Raw genomic sequence first — 14,150 nt, forward strand, 5'->3', positions numbered from 1 at the left:
GCGGCGACCCGGACGCTGGTGTCACGCGCCGGCACCAGGCTGGGCATCGAACCCGAGAGCCTCGCGGCTGACAAAGCATATGGCAGCGGCCCGTTGCTCGGCTGGCTAATCGACCGGAAAATCACCCCGTACATCCCGGTCATCGACCGCAGCCGCCAACGCGACGCCTTCTTCACCCGTGATGCTTTTCGCTATGACCGCGAGGCCGATACCTATCACTGCCCGGCCGATAAGCCGCTCGGCTATTGCGGCACCAAACGCGCCAACCAAGTTCGCGTATACCGAAGCCATGTTGCCGATTGTGCTGGCTGCGAACTGAAGCCCCGATGCACCGTCAGCCGGAAACGCAGCATCACCCGCCTCGTCAGCGAGGATGCCCGCGATGCCGCGCGCGCCCTTGCCGGCACCGACGCCTATGTGCACGCGCGGCGTCGAAGAAAGCGGATCGAGCGCGTGTTCGGCCACCTGAAACGCAACTTGGGGCTACGAACGCTCAAGCTGAGAGGCCTCGCCGGAGCAGCTGAGGAGTTCTCCATGGCTGCCGCGGCATACAACCTCCAGCTGCTGGCCCGGCAGGCCGCGCCGGCCTGATACGCGGCGCATCCTCCGGTGCCCGGCGTCACCTGTCATCCACCACGCTGATCCCACGCGATCCTTTTTCAACAGTCTCGCTCAACTGCGACATCACGCTGGATACCACGTTCGGCTGATCGACTGCGCCGCCGGCGCCTGTCGCGAGGATGAACCGACGGTAGTTTTCGGTTCACGCAACTCCTTGCGCGCGCTGGCGGTTCTTTGCCCACATCATCCGAAAGGAGCCAAGACGATGCGTATTGCCCTTCTGACCGCCGCGCTGGCGGCGACTACGCTGAGCGCGATCCCCGCGCAGGCGCAGGACACGCGCCGCGAAGCGGATCGCGAATATCGCAACGAGGTGCGTGACGCGCGCCGCGATTATCGCAACGACCTGCGCGATGCCGATTCGCGTCGCGACGTGCGCGATGCCCGCCGCGAATATGCCGAGCAGGTGCGCGACGCCCGCCGCGATCGCCGCGAGGATCTGCGCGATATCCGCCAGGATCGCCGCGACGATTGGCGCCGCTATCGCAACTACGACTATAACCGCCTGCCGCCGGGCCAGCGCGCCTATTATGCGGAAAACTATTATCGCGATGGCCGCTATTACCAGCCGCGCCGGCTGACCCGGAACGACCGCATCTATCGCGGCGGCAACGGGCGCTATTACTGCCGTCGCAACGACGGGACGACCGGCCTGGTGGTCGGTGGTCTGGCCGGCGGTGCGCTGGGCAATGTGATCGCCGGCGGCGGATCGCGCCTGCTCGGCACGCTGATCGGCGCGGGCGGCGGTGCGCTGCTCGGCCAGTCGATCGATCGCGGTCAGGTGACCTGCCGCTGATCGTCCAGCGACGCTGACGATGCGGGCCCGGTCGAAAGACCGGGCCGGTTGTCGTTTAGAAGATGCCGCCGCCGAGGCTGAGGCGGATCGCGAAGATGATGATCAGCACGAGGTTGAGGTTGCGCCCGCTGGTCGAGGACGACAGCGCGCCCACCGCGGCGCCGACGATGCCGATCGGGATGACCAGCCAGTTCATCCAGCCGAGCAGCGGCACGAACGCGACCAGACCCAACACCAGGGTGACGAGGCCGATCGCAACGGAAAAGATGTTCAGCATGTCACGAACATGGCCCCTGCCCCATCGCGCGGCAAGATGCGGGGGCGATCGGCGAAGCGCGCGTTAACCAAGCCCGCGGATGGCGACTTAACGGCCGATGCGCCATGGTCGCCTGCGATGCACGCGAATCGCCTTCTTGCCGCCGCTGCGCTGTTGCTCGCCGGATGTGCCAAGCCGGCCGCGACGCAGCAGGACCTCGACAGCCTGGACAAGGAACTGACCGCGGGCGCGGCCGGGAACGAGCGCGACCCGGCGCTGACCGCGGCGCTGCGCGACCAGATCATGGTCGATCCCGCGTTGACCCGGACCGCTAATACCGACGCCGTGCGCCCCCCGAGCCGGCCGGACCCGCTGTCGATCCCCGCCGACCCCACCGCCGGCCGGCCGGATGGCGTCACCGCCGCCGACCTGAAGCCGACGCCGCCCGCCAAGGGGGACTGCCCGTCGTGCAAGGCGGCGGCGGGGGCGCTGACGCTGGCCGAGCTGGCGGCACGGCAGCGGCCGGCGGATGCGGGCTGTGCGCAGCGCGTCTCTTATTCGGCGACCTGGGCGGCGCGCCTGCCCGCCGCGGTGCCGCTCTACCCCGACGCGCGCGTGCAGGAGGCGGCGGGCAATGACGCGTGCGGGCTGCGCGTCGTCAGCTTCGCGAGCAGTGCGCCGGCTGCGCGCATTCTCGACTGGTACAATGCGCGGGTGACGCGGGCGGGCTATAGCGCGGAGCATCAGGCCGAGGGCGACGAGCATGTGCTGGGCGGCACCCGTGGCGATGCGGCTTATGTGGTGCACGTGACGCCGGGACCGGGCGGCGGCAGCCGGGTGGACCTGCTGGTCCGGTAGCGCACGTACCGGCCACGGGACCGATCGGCGCTTGCCTTCGGCTCGCCCACGCCCATATTGTGCGATGCAGCAAGACGGGTTCGCCGATGATCCCGCCCGGTCGGAGACCCCAACATGCCCCGCTTGTCGGACACGATCGGTCGCCTCGTCGGCCAGCGCATGGCCGATGCCATGACGACCGCCCATGGCGAAGACCGCTTGAGCGACTTGACCGATTTTGGTTCCAATCCGGGCAACCTGCGCGCGCGCGTTTACGTGCCCGCACAGCTGCAACCCCGGCCCGCGCTGGTGGTGGTGCTGCATGGCTGTACGCAGACCGCGGCGGGTTATGACAGCGGCGCGGGCTGGTCGCAGCTCGCCGACGAGGCGGGGTTCGTGCTGCTGTTCCCCGAGCAGCGGCGCGCCAACAATCCCAATCTGTGCTTCAACTGGTTCGCGCCCGAGGACATGGCCGGCGGCCATGGCGAGGTGGCGTCGATCCGCGCAATGATCGCGGCGATGGTCGCGGCGCATGGCATCGATCCGTCGCGCGTGTTCGTCACCGGTCTGTCGGCGGGCGGCGCGATGGCGGCGGCGATGCTGGCCAATTACCCCGAGGTGTTCGCGGGCGGCGCGATTATCGGCGGCCTGCCCTATGGCACCGCCCAGGGCGTCAGCCAGGCGCTGGAACGGATGCGCGGGCGCGACCTGCCCGATGCCGCAGCGCTGACCGCCGCCGTGCGGGGCGCCAGCCGCCACGACGGGCCGTGGCCGACACTGTCCGTCTGGCATGGCGGCACCGACGCCACCGTTCATCCCGCCAATGCCGAAGCGCTGCTGAGCCAATGGCGCGGGCTGTTCGGGATCGGTGAGACGCCCGCCGAGGAGGCGCTGGTCGGCGGCAATCCGCATCGCGTGTGGCGCGACCGGCATGGCCGCGCGGTGATCGAGGATCATCGTATCCTCGCCATGGGCCATGGGACGCCGATCGCGACGCAGGGTGCCGAGGCCGCCGGTCAGGCGGGGCCGTTCATGCTGGATGTCGGCCTGTCGTCGACCCGGCGGATCGCCGCCTTCTGGGGCATCGCGCGGGCGGTCGGCGCGGCACAGGCGCGCGCGGCCGATGCGGGCGGCGTGCGGGATGGCGGCGTGGCGGGGATCGTGAACGACGCGCTGAGGGCGGCGGGGTTGTTGCGGTAGAGCCCTTCGTCACCCCGGACTTGTTCCGGGGTCCACTCTGCGGCGAGGGGGATGGTTCGAGGCTCCAGCCATCCCCCTGCGGCCCGGTGGACCCCGGAACGAGTCCGGGGTGACGGGGTGGAGGGGGCAGCGTTAGCCACCCCCCTCACCCACGCATTTCCTCTTTGCGCGAACTTGCTCTAGGGCAGCGATCATGCCTCCTCTTCTTCTCGTCATGGCCGGCGGTGCGCTGGGTTCGGCGGCGCGGTATCTGACCGGCCGGATCGCCCTCACCGCGCTCGGCCCCCATTTTCCTTACGGTACGCTGGCCGTGAACCTGATCGGCGGGCTGCTGATGGGCCTGCTGGCGGGTGTGCTCGCGCGGATCGGGGGCAGCGAGAACTGGCGCCTGTTTCTGGGCATCGGCGTGCTGGGCGGGTTCACGACCTTTTCGTCGTTCAGCCTCGACGTCGTGACGCTGGTGGAACGTGGCGCGGTCGCCACGGCGGCGCTGTACGTCTTCGTGTCGGTCGCGGGCGCGATCGGCGCGCTGTTTGCCGGGCTGATGCTGGCCCGCGGCCTGTTCGGGAGTGCGGTGGCATGAGCGGCGACGAGGGCGGCATTCGCCAGTTCAACGTCGGCTATGACGACGACGGCATCCGGCTGGATCGCTGGTTCAAGCGGCATCTGCCCGACACGAGCTTCACCACCGTCGCGAAATGGGCGCGAACGGGCCAGCTGCGCGTCGACGGCGCGCGCGCGACGCCGGGCGACCGGATCAAGGCGGGCCAGACGCTGCGCGTGCCGCCGCCCGAACCCGAGGTGAAGGACGAGACCGGCGCCATCGTCGCCAAGCCGAAGCGTGAACGGCCGCCGCTGAGCGACGACCAGATCGCCTTCGCGCGCGAGATGGTGATCCACAAGGATCTGCAGGCGCTGGTCCTCAACAAGCCGCCGGGCCTCGCAACGCAGGGCGGCACCAAGACCGCCGAGCATGTCGACGGGCTGCTGGATGCACTGCAATATGATGCCGAGGGACGGCCGAAGCTGGTTCACCGGCTCGACAAGGACACGTCGGGCGCGCTGCTGATCGCACGCACCAGCCGTGCCGCCGCCTTCTTCGCCAAGGCGTTCTCGGGGCGGACCGCGCGAAAGGTCTATTGGGCGCTGGTCGTCGGCGTACCGTCGATCGAGGACGGCATGGTCGATCTGCCGATCGCCAAGCAGCCGGGCACCGGCGGCGAGAAGATGCACGTCGACGAGGAGAACGGCCAGGCCGCGCGCAGCCGCTATCGCGTGATCGAACGCGCGGGCAACCGCTGCGCCTGGGTGGAGCTGCAACCCTTTACGGGCCGCACGCACCAGCTGCGCGTTCACATGGCGGCGATCGGCCATCCAATCGTCGGCGACGGCAAGTACGGCGGCGCGGCGGCGTTCCTGACCGGCGGGATCAGCCGCAAGATGCACCTGCACGCCCGGCGCATCCGCGTCGACCATCCCGATGGCGGCAGCATCGACGAGACGGCGAGCCTGCCGACGCACTTCGCCGAAAGCCTGAAGAGCCTGGGCTTCGAAGAGGCGCAGGGCGATGCGCTGCCGCTGGAGGAGCCCAAGAAGGGCCCGCCGCCGAAGGACGTGCTGAAGCAGCGCGCCAAGGCGCATGCCAAGACGGTGCGCAAGGAAAACCGCGGCGAGCGGCGGCGGCGTGGCGCGGCCCCGACCGGCAAGGATGGCGGCAAAGGCAGCGGTCCGAAGGCGGGTAAGCCGAAGACGGGTGGCCCGAAAAGCAGTGGTCCGGGCGGCCGCCGGGACTGATGCACCCCAATCCGCTCTTCCGGCCGGAGGCGGCGGCATTGCTGGCGGAGGCCGAGCGGATTGGCTTCGCGCATATCTTCGCCGCGACCGCCGATGGCCCGATGGTGGTGCATGCACCGGTGACGCTGCATGACGACGGTTTGCGCTTTCACGTCTCGCGCGCGAATCGGATCGTCCGCCATCTGGAGGGCGCGGCGGTGGTAGCGAGCGTGGCGGGGCCGCACGGCTATGTCAGCGCGAACTGGTATGCGGTGCCGGGCGATCAGGTGCCGACGTGGAATTACCAGACGATCGAGATCGACGGCGTGGCGCATGAGGTGGATGCCGCGGGCCTGACCGAACAGCTGGACCGGCTGGCGGCGCTCCACGAGCCGCGCGACAATCCCTGGGATCGCGGCAAGGTGGCACCCGATGCCTTTGCGAAGCAACTGTCGGGGATTCGCGGGTTTACCATGACCGTCAGCGCGGTGCGCGGCACGACCAAGCTCAGCCAGAACAAGACCGCCGCCGACCGGGCGGGGGTGATCGCAGGCTTCGACCGGCAGGGCAAGGACGACATCGCTGCGCTGATGCGATGGGCGGCCGAGAAGGACTAAAGTCGGGGTTTGGTTAGGCGGAGCGTTTTCGGACGAAGCGGGACCCCGACTCAAGGCCAGGGTGACGGTGGTTACATGGGGGGCGAGCGATTTGCGCTTTGCGCGCCCGCCCTCGCCCGGTAGGCGTCGGGGGATGACCAAACTTGCCGTGTTCGACTGCGACGGCACGCTCGTCGATAGCCAAGCCAATATCTGCCAGGCGATGGAGGATGCGTTCCGGATCGCTGCTCTGCCTGCGCCGCCGCGCAGCGCGATCCGTCGGATCGTCGGCCTGAGCCTAGTCGAGGCGATCGCGACCTTGCTACCGCAAGCGGAGGACGCGCTGCACCGGCAGATGGCGGCGGATTACAAGGCCGCCTTTTTCCGCCTGCGGACGACCGGCGCGATGGCGGAGGAGCCGTTGTTCGACGGGATTGCCGCGGTCTTGCAAGGCCTCGCGGACGATGGCTGGCTGCTGGGCGTGGCGACGGGCAAGTCGGACCGCGGCCTTGCGCATATTCTGGCGCATCATGGCCTGACCGACCATTTCGTCACGCTGCAAACCGCGGACCGGCACCCATCGAAGCCCGACCCCGCGATGCTGATCGCCGCGATGGACGAAGCGGGCGCGACGGCGCAGGAGACGGCGATGATCGGCGACACGAGTTTCGACATGGCGATGGCCAAGGCCGCGGGCGCGCGGGCGGTGGGCGTCGCCTGGGGTTATCACGACGTCCGCGACCTGGCAGATGCGGGCGCGGACGTGGTGGCGGAGCGCGTGGCCGCGCTGCCCGGACTGCTCGCGTGAGCGGCGATGCCCTCGCACGGCGCCGCTGGCTGGCGATGGTCGGCAGCCGCATCGCCGGCAGCCTGGGCGCGGTGTTCGGCCTGATGCTGGCCGTGCGCGCGCCCGATATGGTCACCAAGGTGCTGGGTGTCGCGATCACGCTGTCGGCGCTGGTCGTCATCGCCACGGTGCCCGCCGCCCTCGCCCACCGCTGGCGGACGCCGCCGAAGGCATGAAGCGCTTCTGGACAGAGGTGGCGATCGACGCCGATCGGGTGGTGACGCTCGACGGGCGGCCGGTGCGCACGCCCGGCCGCGTGCCGCTGGCGCTGCCGACCAACGCGCTGGCAGAGGCGGTCGCGGGCGAATGGCGCGCGGTGCCCGAGGTGCTGGACCCGCGCGCGATGCCGCTGACCGGCCTGGCCAATGCGGCGATCGACCGGATCGCGGCCGACCCCGCGTCCTTCGCCGCCGGGCTGGCCGCCTATGGCGCGAGCGACCTGCTTTATTATCGGGCCGAGTCGCCCGACGATCTGATCGCGCTGCAGCAGGCGGCGTGGGATCCCTGGCTCGACTGGGCCCGGACTCGCTACGATGTCCATTTCGAGCCGACCGCGGGAATCATTCACCGCGCGCAACCACCCTCGACGCTCACGCGCCTTGGCGAGGCGGTGGCGACGCTCGACGCCTTCCACCTTGCGGGCCTGTCACCGGTGGTCACGATTACCGGGTCGCTGGTGCTGGCGCTCGCGTTGATCGAGCGGGCGGGCGATCCCGATACGCTATGGGCCGCCGCGCATGTCGACGAGGATTGGCAGGCGGAATTGTGGGGCAGCGATCTGCTGGCGGAACAGGCGCGGGCGAACAAGCGGCGCGACTATGACGCCGCCGTCGCGTTTCTGGCCGCGCTCGACTGACCGGCGTCAGGCGGTGACCGCCTTGGGCATCACCGCCGCCTCATAATCGCTCTCGGCCAGGCGGATCAGGTCCCGGTCATCGTGCTTCCACGGGTGGAAGCCGGGCAGGAAATAGGCCGCCCAGACGCCCGCCACCTTGCGCGCCATGCCGGGATTACCGAACGCATACCAGGCGAGCCGCGCCCAGACCCGCGGACCGGTGAGGCCGTCCTGCCGCAACAGCTCCAGCATGCCGCGCGTCCGACCGACGAAGAAGTGCTTGGTCGTCATCAGCATGACGAACGACTTGACCCACCAGCGGCGGAAGCGCGGCCAGTCGCGCGTCGCGTGCAGCCACGTGTCATAGGCGACGCCCTTGTGTTCGATCTCCTCGGCCGCGTGCCACAGCCACAGAGCGCGCGCCTGTTCCTCGCCGCCCGCAAGATGGCGGGGGTTGGCGATCAGCTCATGCGCCAGCATCGCGGTGAAATGTTCGAGCGCGGTGGTCGCAGCGAGGCTTGCGATCGGCGGGCGGCCCTTGGTCAATGCCAGCGCCGCGTCCACGTCGCGGTCGAGCAGTGTCACGTCATAGCCCTGGTCGGTGACATGGCGGTTGAACGCGACATGTTCGCGCGTGTGCAGCACCTCCTGCTTGATGAAGGCGTTGATCTCGCGCGTCAGGCGCGGCGACGTGCCCTCGCGAAAGCGGCGCACGCTGTCGACGAAGAAGCCCTCCCCCTTGGGGAAGGTGACGGACAAGGCGTTGTAGAAGGCGGTCGCGATCGGATCGTCGTTCAGCCACCAGCGGCCCATCCGGGCGCCACGACCGAAGCGGCGATCGCGCGCGGTGATGACGAGATTGTGCGGCGTGGTTGCTTTCGCCATGATTTCCTCCGTACTAGGACGATATCCGCATTTGCTTACATCAATGTAAATAGGCCATCGTCCTGAGCGCTTCAACCCCCGTCCCGACGCCTTTGCGCCGCCGCCTGTCCCCCACCGAAAGCCGGGAAGCGGCGCTGATCGCCGCCCAGCAATTGCTGGTCGAAAGCGGCCCGCAAGCGGTGACGCTGAAGGCGGTCGGCGCGCGGATCGGCCGCACGCATGCCAATCTGCTGCATCACTTCGGCTCGGCGGAAGGGCTGCAACAGGCGCTGATCGCGCGGATGGCCGCTCAGATCACGGCGGTGATTCGCGATGCGGTGCTGGGCAACCGCGGCGGGGAGCCCGATCCGCGGCGCATCGTCGACCTCGTCTTCGATGCCTTCGACAGCGGCGGCGCGGGTGCGCTGGCCAGCTGGATGATCCTGTCGGGCAATCGCGATGCGCTCGATCCGATCCTGTCCGCCGTCCACGATCTGGTCGACGAACTCGCCGATGGCGTGCAACCGCCCGAGCGGCCGATCCAGGAAGAAACGCTGCACCTGATGCTGATGGCGCTGGGCGACGCGCTGCTCGGCGCGGCAATGGCGCGCGCGCTCGACCTGCCGCGCAGCAAGGCGCGGGATCTGGCGGTTGGGATGCTGTTGCGCAACGAAGCACCCGGCGAGACGCCCGCGTGAGACGCGATCAATAGCGTCTGCAACACCGACAATGGCCAAGCCCCTGATGCGGCACGCTCTCTTTCCCTAAAGAGGCCGCATCGAGTGGATGACCTGACATGAAACGCGTTTTAGCTCCCATCTGTCTGGTCATCGGCCACAAGCGTTCGCGTCGTCGGGTCTGGTCGGACGGATCACGGTGGCGGTGTACGTGCAGCCGCTGCGGCACCGAATTGGTCAAATCCCACAGCGGTGGAACGTGGGGCGTACTCGATCGGTCCGAACGCGATCCCGCCTGATGGCGCCGATCGTGGGATGGATGCGCGTTGCTGCCGAACCGCTTGTCGCGGCCTAGGGAGTGACGATGCGGCCGGCCGGCATTGCGATGGGGGTCGCGATGCCGGTCGGTGGCAGGCCGCTCGCGTGCATCGCGTGATAGTCGCCCGGCGTCATGCCATAGGTTTCGCGAAACGCGCGCCCCAGATAGGCGGCGTCGCAAAAGCCCCATCGGTCGGCGAGCGTCGCGATCGTCTGGCGGTCGCCGCGTCGCTGCAAGGCCTCTGCCACCTTCGCCAGCCGGCGCGCCCGGATATAGGCCTGTACGCCGCCCTCATCCTGCAACAGCCGATACAGGGTCGAACGCGACACACCGAGCGTGCGGCTGAGGCGCGCCACGCTGAGCGAGGGCGAGCCGAGGTTGCGTTCGATTTCGTCGCGCAACTGGACGCGCAGCGCGCGGTCATGCTGTTCCTTGTCGCAGGGACGCTCGCCGAGGCTGGCATGGACCACCAGCGCGAGCAGGTCGACGACGGTCTGCGCGACCGCGGGGCCGCTGCTTGCAGGCAGGTGACGGGCGTGGTGCCGCAGCGCCGTGAGGTGGCTGGTCAGCAAGGCCGCCTGCTCCGCGGGCACGACATGGCCGTGCAGGCTGCGGACCGAGGGCAGGACACGTTCGGCGAGCGCGCGCGGCAGTACGAAGCTGGTCGAGACCGAGGCTTCGGACACATGCGTATTGCCCAGCGCCATGTCGGTCAGCACCACCGCGCCATCCCGCGCGCAGACGTCGCGATCACCCATCCGGCCCCAAGCGCCGCCGGCGTGTCGCACGTTGACGACGAGCCCGTCGGCCTGATCGCGCAAATGCGCCGCGCCGCGGTGCCAGTCCTGGGCAGAGATATGGACGTGATTGAGCAACATCGTGCCGAGATCGAGCCCTTCGACCCGCGCCTGGAACGGCTGGGTCGGCCGGGTTTCGAAATGCTGTGAAAGATTGCGGATGTCGGAATCGCGCCACGCGCTGAACCGGTCCTGCTGCGGCAGCGCCGCCGTGTCGAAATAGGGGATCCAGCCCAGCCGGGAGGATGAAGGCGCCGAAGGGAAGCGTTCGTTCTCAGGGACCTGCGACATGGTGCTGACGATAGAGTTTGGTCCGGAACCGGTCCATAGGCATGACGGCCTACATCGTGCCGCCGGAGCGCGTCAGAGCAGCGAATGGGCGGCGTGCATCGCGTGATAGTCGCCCGGCGTCATGCCATAGGTCTCGCGAAACGCGCGCCCCAGATAGGCGGCATCGCAAAAGCCCCAGCGTTCGGCCAGCGCCGAGATCGTCCCCCGCCCGCCTTCGCGGCGCAACGCCTCCGCGACCTTTTCCAGACGGCGCGTGCGGATATAGGCCTGCACGCCGCCTTCGTCCTGCAACAACCGGTACAAGGTGGAGCGCGAGACGCCGAGCGAACGGCTGAGGCGCGCCACGGTGAGCGAGGGGGAGCCGAGGTTGCGTTCGATCTCGTCGCGCAACTGCACGCGCAACGCGCGCTCATGCCGGTCGCGGTCCACCGGCCGCTCGGCGAAGCTCGCCGCGACCGATACCGACAGGAGATCGAGGATCGTCTGCGCCAGCATCGGCCCGCTGGCCGCTGGCATATGCTCCGCCTGTCCACGCAGCAGCGCCAAATGCGACACGAGCAGCGCGGCATGTTCCGGCGCGACGACGTGGCCGTGCAGCGCGGGTCGATGGGAACAGACGCTCCACATCCGCCCGCTTCAACGCCATGCCGGTGCTGATCGAGGCTTCCGAGAAATGGTGCTTCGGACGCGCCATGTCGGCGATGACGATCGATCCGGTCGGCGCGATGGCCTCCCGCCCGTCCATCTCGAAGATCGCGGCGCCGGCATGGCGCACGCTGATCACGAAATCGTCATTGTCGTCGCGTGCCGCTTTCTGGCGCGTGCGCTCCCACTGCTGCGACGTGAACACCGCGTGGCCGATCCCGAACGTGCCGAGATCGAGCCAGTCCATCGCCGCCGCAAAGGGTTCTTCCGGCGTCGTTTCGTAGCGGGTCGACAGATTGGCGACGTCGTCATCGCGCCAGACCTCATAGCGCTCGTTTGCCGGCAAGGCGGCGGTATCGAAAGCGCGCACCCACCCCAGCCGAGCGGGGGGTGGCAACGGGGCTTGGGGATCGGACGCCGACTTCACTGCGCCCCTCATAGCGCTACTCATTATGGCGGTACAACCTCGTCGCCATGCGGGGCGTGGGGATGCGCCGCCAGGGGTGGCCGTTCGCGCGCCTTTCGCTAAAGAGGCGGCATGCATTTCCTCGACCAAGCCAAGATCTTCGTCCGTTCGGGTACCGGCGGCCCCGGTGCCGTCAGCTTCCGGCGCGAAAAGTTCATCGAATATGGCGGCCCCGATGGCGGCAACGGCGGCAAGGGCGGCGACATCGTCTTCGAAGCGGTGGCCGGCCTGAATACGCTGATCGACTTCCGCTACACGCAGCACTTCCGCGCGCAACGCGGCCATGGCGGATCGGGCAGCAACCGCACCGGCGGCGGTGGCGACGATCTAGTCATCAAGGTGCCGGTCGGCACGCAGGTGCTGTCCGAAGACAAGGAAGAGGTGCTGCTGGATTTCACCAAGGTCGGCCAGCGCGAGGTGTTCCTGCGCGGCGGCGACGGCGGGCGCGGCAATGCGAGCTACAAAACCTCGACCAACCGCACGCCGCGCCAGCATGGCACAGGCTGGCCGTGCGAGGAGGCGTGGGTGTGGCTGCGCCTGAAGCTGCTTGCCGATGCCGGGCTGGTGGGCCTGCCCAATGCCGGCAAGTCCACCTTCATCAACGCCGTCACCAATGCGCAGGCCAAGGTCGGCGCCTATGCCTTCACCACGACCCGCCCGCAGCTGGGCGTTGTGCGCCACCGCAACCGCGAATTCGTCATCGCCGACATCCCCGGCCTGATCGAGGGCGCAGCGGACGGCGCCGGCATCGGCGACCGCTTCCTGGGGCATATCGAACGCTGCCGCGTGTTGCTGCATCTGGTCGATGCCAACGACGCCGACGTCGCCGAAAGCTATCGCATCGTCCGCGACGAGCTGGAGGCCTATGGCGGCGGTCTGATCGACAAGCCGCACGTCATTGCGCTCAACAAGATCGACATGCTGGACGACGAACTGATCGAGGCGCTGTCCGCCGAACTCGCCGAGGCGAGCGGCGCGGACGTCATCCCGCTGTCCGGCGCGGCCGGCACGGGTGTCGACTGGGTGCTCGACCGCCTGCTCGACAGCATCGGGCCCGGCCCCGAAGCCGTGCCCGACAGCGACGAGGGCGAAGACGAGATCAGCTGGTCGCCGCTCTGATCCCATGCAGGACGCGCTCTTCCCGCCGACCGCCTGCTCTCGCCTGATCGTCAAGGTCGGGTCGGCATTGCTCGTGGCGCCGGATGGGGCGGTGCGGCGTGCGTGGCTGGCAACGCTGGTGGCGGATATCGCCGGGCGTGTCGCGGCAGGGCAGCAGGTGGCGGTGGTATCGTCCGGAGCGATCGCGCTGGGTGCGCGGCGGCTGGGCCTTGCCAAGGGCGGGCGCGCCAGTCTGGAAGATGCGCAGGCGGCGGCGGCGACCGGGCAGATCGCGCTCAGCCAGACATGGGCGGAACTGCTCGGCGCGCACGGGCTGACGGCGGCGCAGATGCTGGTGACGCTGGACGACCTCGAGGATCGGCGGCGCTATCTGAATGCCGCGGCGACGCTCGGGCGGCTGCTGGGCCTGGGCGTCGTGCCGATCATCAACGAGAATGACAGCGTCGCGACCGAGGAAATCCGCTTCGGCGACAACGACCGGCTGGCGGCACGCGTCGCGCAGGCAGCGGGCGCGCAGGGCGTGGTGCTGCTGTCGGACGTCGATGGCCTGTACGACGCCAACCCGCATACAAACCCCGACGCGCGCCACGTCGCCCGGGTCGAGCGGATCGACGCGGTCGCGGGCATGGCGGACGGTGGATCGGCGTCGGGCATGGGATCGGGCGGCATGGTGTCGAAGATCGCCGCCGCGCGGATCGCGACCGGGGCGGGCGCGCACCTCGCCATCGCGAGCGGGCGGATGGAGCATCCGTTGGCCGGCGATCCCCGCCATACGCTGTTCGTGGCGGAGCGGGCGGCGTCGGCGCGCAAGGCGTGGCTGGCGGGCGGGCTGACGGCGCGCGGGCGCGTGCATGTCGACGCTGGGGCAGCGCGTGCTTTGGCCGCGGGTGGCAGTCTGCTGGCGGCGGGCGTGACGCAGATCGAAGGTGCGTTCGGGCGCGGTGACCTGGTGTCGATCGAGGGGCCGGACGGGACGGTCGCGCGGGGGCTGTCCGAATATGACGCCGCCGAGGCGGTGCGGCTGGTGGGCACGCGATCGGAGGAGCAGGCGGCGATCCTGGGTTATGCGCCGCGCGCGGCTCTGGTGCATCGCAACCATCTGGCGTTGGTGTGATGGTATCGTTTGACGCGCTCCGTCACCCCGGACTTGTTCCGGGGTCCACTGTGCGGCGAGGGGGATGGCTGGAGGCTCAGGCGCTTCCCGTGCGGAC

General features: G+C 69.2%; 18 protein-coding genes. 14 read left to right on the top strand and 4 right to left on the bottom strand.

Annotated features, from left to right (window positions below; genetic code table 11):
* Together ACP7A3_RS14135 and ACP7A3_RS14140 are read left to right on the top strand one after the other, a co-directional pair.
* On the top strand, positions 1-591 hold a 591-nt coding region (locus tag ACP7A3_RS14135; protein WP_426256441.1), incomplete at its 5' end, for a transposase.
* Between the two features lie 235 nt (positions 592-826).
* Positions 827-1,417 (top strand): glycine zipper 2TM domain-containing protein, encoded by a 591-nt coding sequence (locus ACP7A3_RS14140; RefSeq protein WP_017978305.1) that lies wholly within the window; start codon positions 827-829, stop codon positions 1,415-1,417.
* A 55-nt stretch (positions 1,418-1,472) separates the two neighbouring features.
* Here ACP7A3_RS14140 and ACP7A3_RS14145 read toward each other — a convergent pair whose 3' ends face one another.
* Entirely contained in the window at positions 1,473-1,694 is a 222-nt protein-coding gene (locus ACP7A3_RS14145; protein WP_426256440.1) for a hypothetical protein, read from the bottom strand.
* 117 nt (positions 1,695-1,811) lie between these two features.
* Here ACP7A3_RS14145 and ACP7A3_RS14150 point away from each other — a divergent pair, with 117 nt between their 5' ends.
* The 8 genes from ACP7A3_RS14150 (at position 1,812) to ACP7A3_RS14185 (ending at position 7,782) form a co-directional block, all read left to right on the top strand.
* Positions 1,812-2,531, top strand: a complete 720-nt coding sequence (locus tag ACP7A3_RS14150; RefSeq protein ID WP_295563296.1) for a hypothetical protein — start codon at positions 1,812-1,814, stop codon at positions 2,529-2,531.
* Positions 2,532-2,645: 114 nt separating this feature from the next.
* Positions 2,646-3,710, top strand: a complete 1,065-nt coding sequence (locus ACP7A3_RS14155) for an extracellular catalytic domain type 1 short-chain-length polyhydroxyalkanoate depolymerase (protein WP_426256439.1) — start codon at positions 2,646-2,648, stop codon at positions 3,708-3,710.
* A 193-nt stretch (positions 3,711-3,903) separates the two neighbouring features.
* Positions 3,904-4,293 carry a fluoride efflux transporter CrcB gene (crcB, locus tag ACP7A3_RS14160; protein ID WP_192929976.1) on the top strand — a complete coding sequence of 130 codons (390 nt, stop codon included), beginning with the start codon at positions 3,904-3,906 and terminating at the stop codon, positions 4,291-4,293.
* Entirely contained in the window at positions 4,290-5,504 is a 1,215-nt protein-coding gene (locus ACP7A3_RS14165; RefSeq protein ID WP_426256438.1) for an RluA family pseudouridine synthase, read from the top strand. Before crcB ends, ACP7A3_RS14165 begins: the two co-directional genes overlap by 4 nt.
* Positions 5,504-6,100 (top strand): FMN-binding negative transcriptional regulator, encoded by a 597-nt coding sequence (locus ACP7A3_RS14170; RefSeq protein WP_426256437.1) that lies wholly within the window; start codon positions 5,504-5,506, stop codon positions 6,098-6,100. Before ACP7A3_RS14165 ends, ACP7A3_RS14170 begins: the two co-directional genes overlap by 1 nt.
* A 133-nt stretch (positions 6,101-6,233) precedes the next feature.
* Positions 6,234-6,887, top strand: coding sequence for an HAD-IA family hydrolase (locus ACP7A3_RS14175; protein ID WP_426256436.1), 654 nt, complete (start codon positions 6,234-6,236; stop codon positions 6,885-6,887).
* The gene (locus ACP7A3_RS14180) at positions 6,884-7,102 is read left to right on the top strand and encodes a hypothetical protein (protein ID WP_426256435.1); all 219 of its coding nucleotides are present in this window, start codon (positions 6,884-6,886) and stop codon (positions 7,100-7,102) included. The genes ACP7A3_RS14175 and ACP7A3_RS14180 overlap by 4 nt, the downstream gene beginning before the upstream one ends.
* Complete coding sequence (locus ACP7A3_RS14185) at positions 7,099-7,782, top strand: ATP12 family chaperone protein (protein WP_426256434.1); 684 nt, start codon at positions 7,099-7,101, stop codon at positions 7,780-7,782. The genes ACP7A3_RS14180 and ACP7A3_RS14185 overlap by 4 nt, the downstream gene beginning before the upstream one ends.
* A gap of 6 nt (positions 7,783-7,788) precedes the next feature.
* Here the strand turns inward: ACP7A3_RS14185 and ACP7A3_RS14190 are convergent, their stop codons facing one another.
* Entirely contained in the window at positions 7,789-8,646 is an 858-nt protein-coding gene (locus ACP7A3_RS14190; RefSeq protein ID WP_426256433.1) for a metal-dependent hydrolase, read from the bottom strand.
* Positions 8,647-8,738: 92 nt separating this feature from the next.
* Between ACP7A3_RS14190 and ACP7A3_RS14195 the strand changes: the two genes are divergently transcribed.
* Positions 8,739-9,323 carry a TetR/AcrR family transcriptional regulator gene (locus ACP7A3_RS14195; RefSeq protein ID WP_426256432.1) on the top strand — a complete coding sequence of 195 codons (585 nt, stop codon included), beginning with the start codon at positions 8,739-8,741 and terminating at the stop codon, positions 9,321-9,323.
* 330 nt (positions 9,324-9,653) lie between these two features.
* Here ACP7A3_RS14195 and ACP7A3_RS14200 read toward each other — a convergent pair whose 3' ends face one another.
* Both ACP7A3_RS14200 and ACP7A3_RS14205 read right to left on the bottom strand, forming a co-directional pair.
* Positions 9,654-10,709 carry a helix-turn-helix domain-containing protein gene (locus tag ACP7A3_RS14200; RefSeq protein WP_426256431.1) on the bottom strand — a complete coding sequence of 352 codons (1,056 nt, stop codon included), beginning with the start codon at positions 10,707-10,709 and terminating at the stop codon, positions 9,654-9,656.
* 72 nt (positions 10,710-10,781) lie between these two features.
* Positions 10,782-11,336 carry a helix-turn-helix domain-containing protein gene (locus tag ACP7A3_RS14205; RefSeq protein WP_426256430.1) on the bottom strand — a complete coding sequence of 185 codons (555 nt, stop codon included), beginning with the start codon at positions 11,334-11,336 and terminating at the stop codon, positions 10,782-10,784.
* Positions 11,337-11,353: 17 nt separating this feature from the next.
* Between ACP7A3_RS14205 and ACP7A3_RS14210 the strand changes: the two genes are divergently transcribed.
* The 3 genes from ACP7A3_RS14210 (at position 11,354) to proB (ending at position 14,053) form a co-directional block, all read left to right on the top strand.
* Positions 11,354-11,638, top strand: a complete 285-nt coding sequence (locus tag ACP7A3_RS14210) for a hypothetical protein (protein ID WP_426256429.1) — start codon at positions 11,354-11,356, stop codon at positions 11,636-11,638.
* 254 nt (positions 11,639-11,892) lie between these two features.
* Entirely contained in the window at positions 11,893-12,939 is a 1,047-nt protein-coding gene (gene obgE / locus ACP7A3_RS14215; RefSeq protein WP_426256428.1) for a GTPase ObgE, read from the top strand.
* A 4-nt stretch (positions 12,940-12,943) separates the two neighbouring features.
* Positions 12,944-14,053: a glutamate 5-kinase gene (gene proB / locus ACP7A3_RS14220; protein WP_426256427.1), complete on the top strand. Its 1,110-nt coding sequence runs from the start codon at positions 12,944-12,946 to the stop codon at positions 14,051-14,053.
* Positions 14,054-14,150: the final 97 nt, after the last annotated feature.

The organism is Sphingomonas sp. DC5200-1, from assembly GCF_049897245.1.
GTDB classification, from domain to species: Bacteria; Pseudomonadota; Alphaproteobacteria; order Sphingomonadales; family Sphingomonadaceae; genus Sphingomonas; species Sphingomonas aquatilis.

Coding starts and splice junctions, on each gene's coding strand:
- ACP7A3_RS14140 (WP_017978305.1), top strand. CDS start 827: ATGCGTATTGCCCTTCTGACCGCCGCGCTGGCGGCGACTACGCTGAGC.
- ACP7A3_RS14145 (WP_426256440.1), bottom strand. CDS start 1,694: ATGCTGAACATCTTTTCCGTTGCGATCGGCCTCGTCACCCTGGTGTTG.
- ACP7A3_RS14150 (WP_295563296.1), top strand. CDS start 1,812: ATGCACGCGAATCGCCTTCTTGCCGCCGCTGCGCTGTTGCTCGCCGGA.
- ACP7A3_RS14155 (WP_426256439.1), top strand. CDS start 2,646: ATGCCCCGCTTGTCGGACACGATCGGTCGCCTCGTCGGCCAGCGCATG.
- crcB (WP_192929976.1), top strand. CDS start 3,904: ATGCCTCCTCTTCTTCTCGTCATGGCCGGCGGTGCGCTGGGTTCGGCG.
- ACP7A3_RS14165 (WP_426256438.1), top strand. CDS start 4,290: ATGAGCGGCGACGAGGGCGGCATTCGCCAGTTCAACGTCGGCTATGAC.
- ACP7A3_RS14170 (WP_426256437.1), top strand. CDS start 5,504: ATGCACCCCAATCCGCTCTTCCGGCCGGAGGCGGCGGCATTGCTGGCG.
- ACP7A3_RS14175 (WP_426256436.1), top strand. CDS start 6,234: ATGACCAAACTTGCCGTGTTCGACTGCGACGGCACGCTCGTCGATAGC.
- ACP7A3_RS14185 (WP_426256434.1), top strand. CDS start 7,099: ATGAAGCGCTTCTGGACAGAGGTGGCGATCGACGCCGATCGGGTGGTG.
- ACP7A3_RS14190 (WP_426256433.1), bottom strand. CDS start 8,646: ATGGCGAAAGCAACCACGCCGCACAATCTCGTCATCACCGCGCGCGAT.
- ACP7A3_RS14200 (WP_426256431.1), bottom strand. CDS start 10,709: ATGTCGCAGGTCCCTGAGAACGAACGCTTCCCTTCGGCGCCTTCATCC.
- ACP7A3_RS14205 (WP_426256430.1), bottom strand. CDS start 11,336: ATGTGGAGCGTCTGTTCCCATCGACCCGCGCTGCACGGCCACGTCGTC.
- ACP7A3_RS14210 (WP_426256429.1), top strand. CDS start 11,354: ATGCCGGTGCTGATCGAGGCTTCCGAGAAATGGTGCTTCGGACGCGCC.
- obgE (WP_426256428.1), top strand. CDS start 11,893: ATGCATTTCCTCGACCAAGCCAAGATCTTCGTCCGTTCGGGTACCGGC.
- proB (WP_426256427.1), top strand. CDS start 12,944: ATGCAGGACGCGCTCTTCCCGCCGACCGCCTGCTCTCGCCTGATCGTC.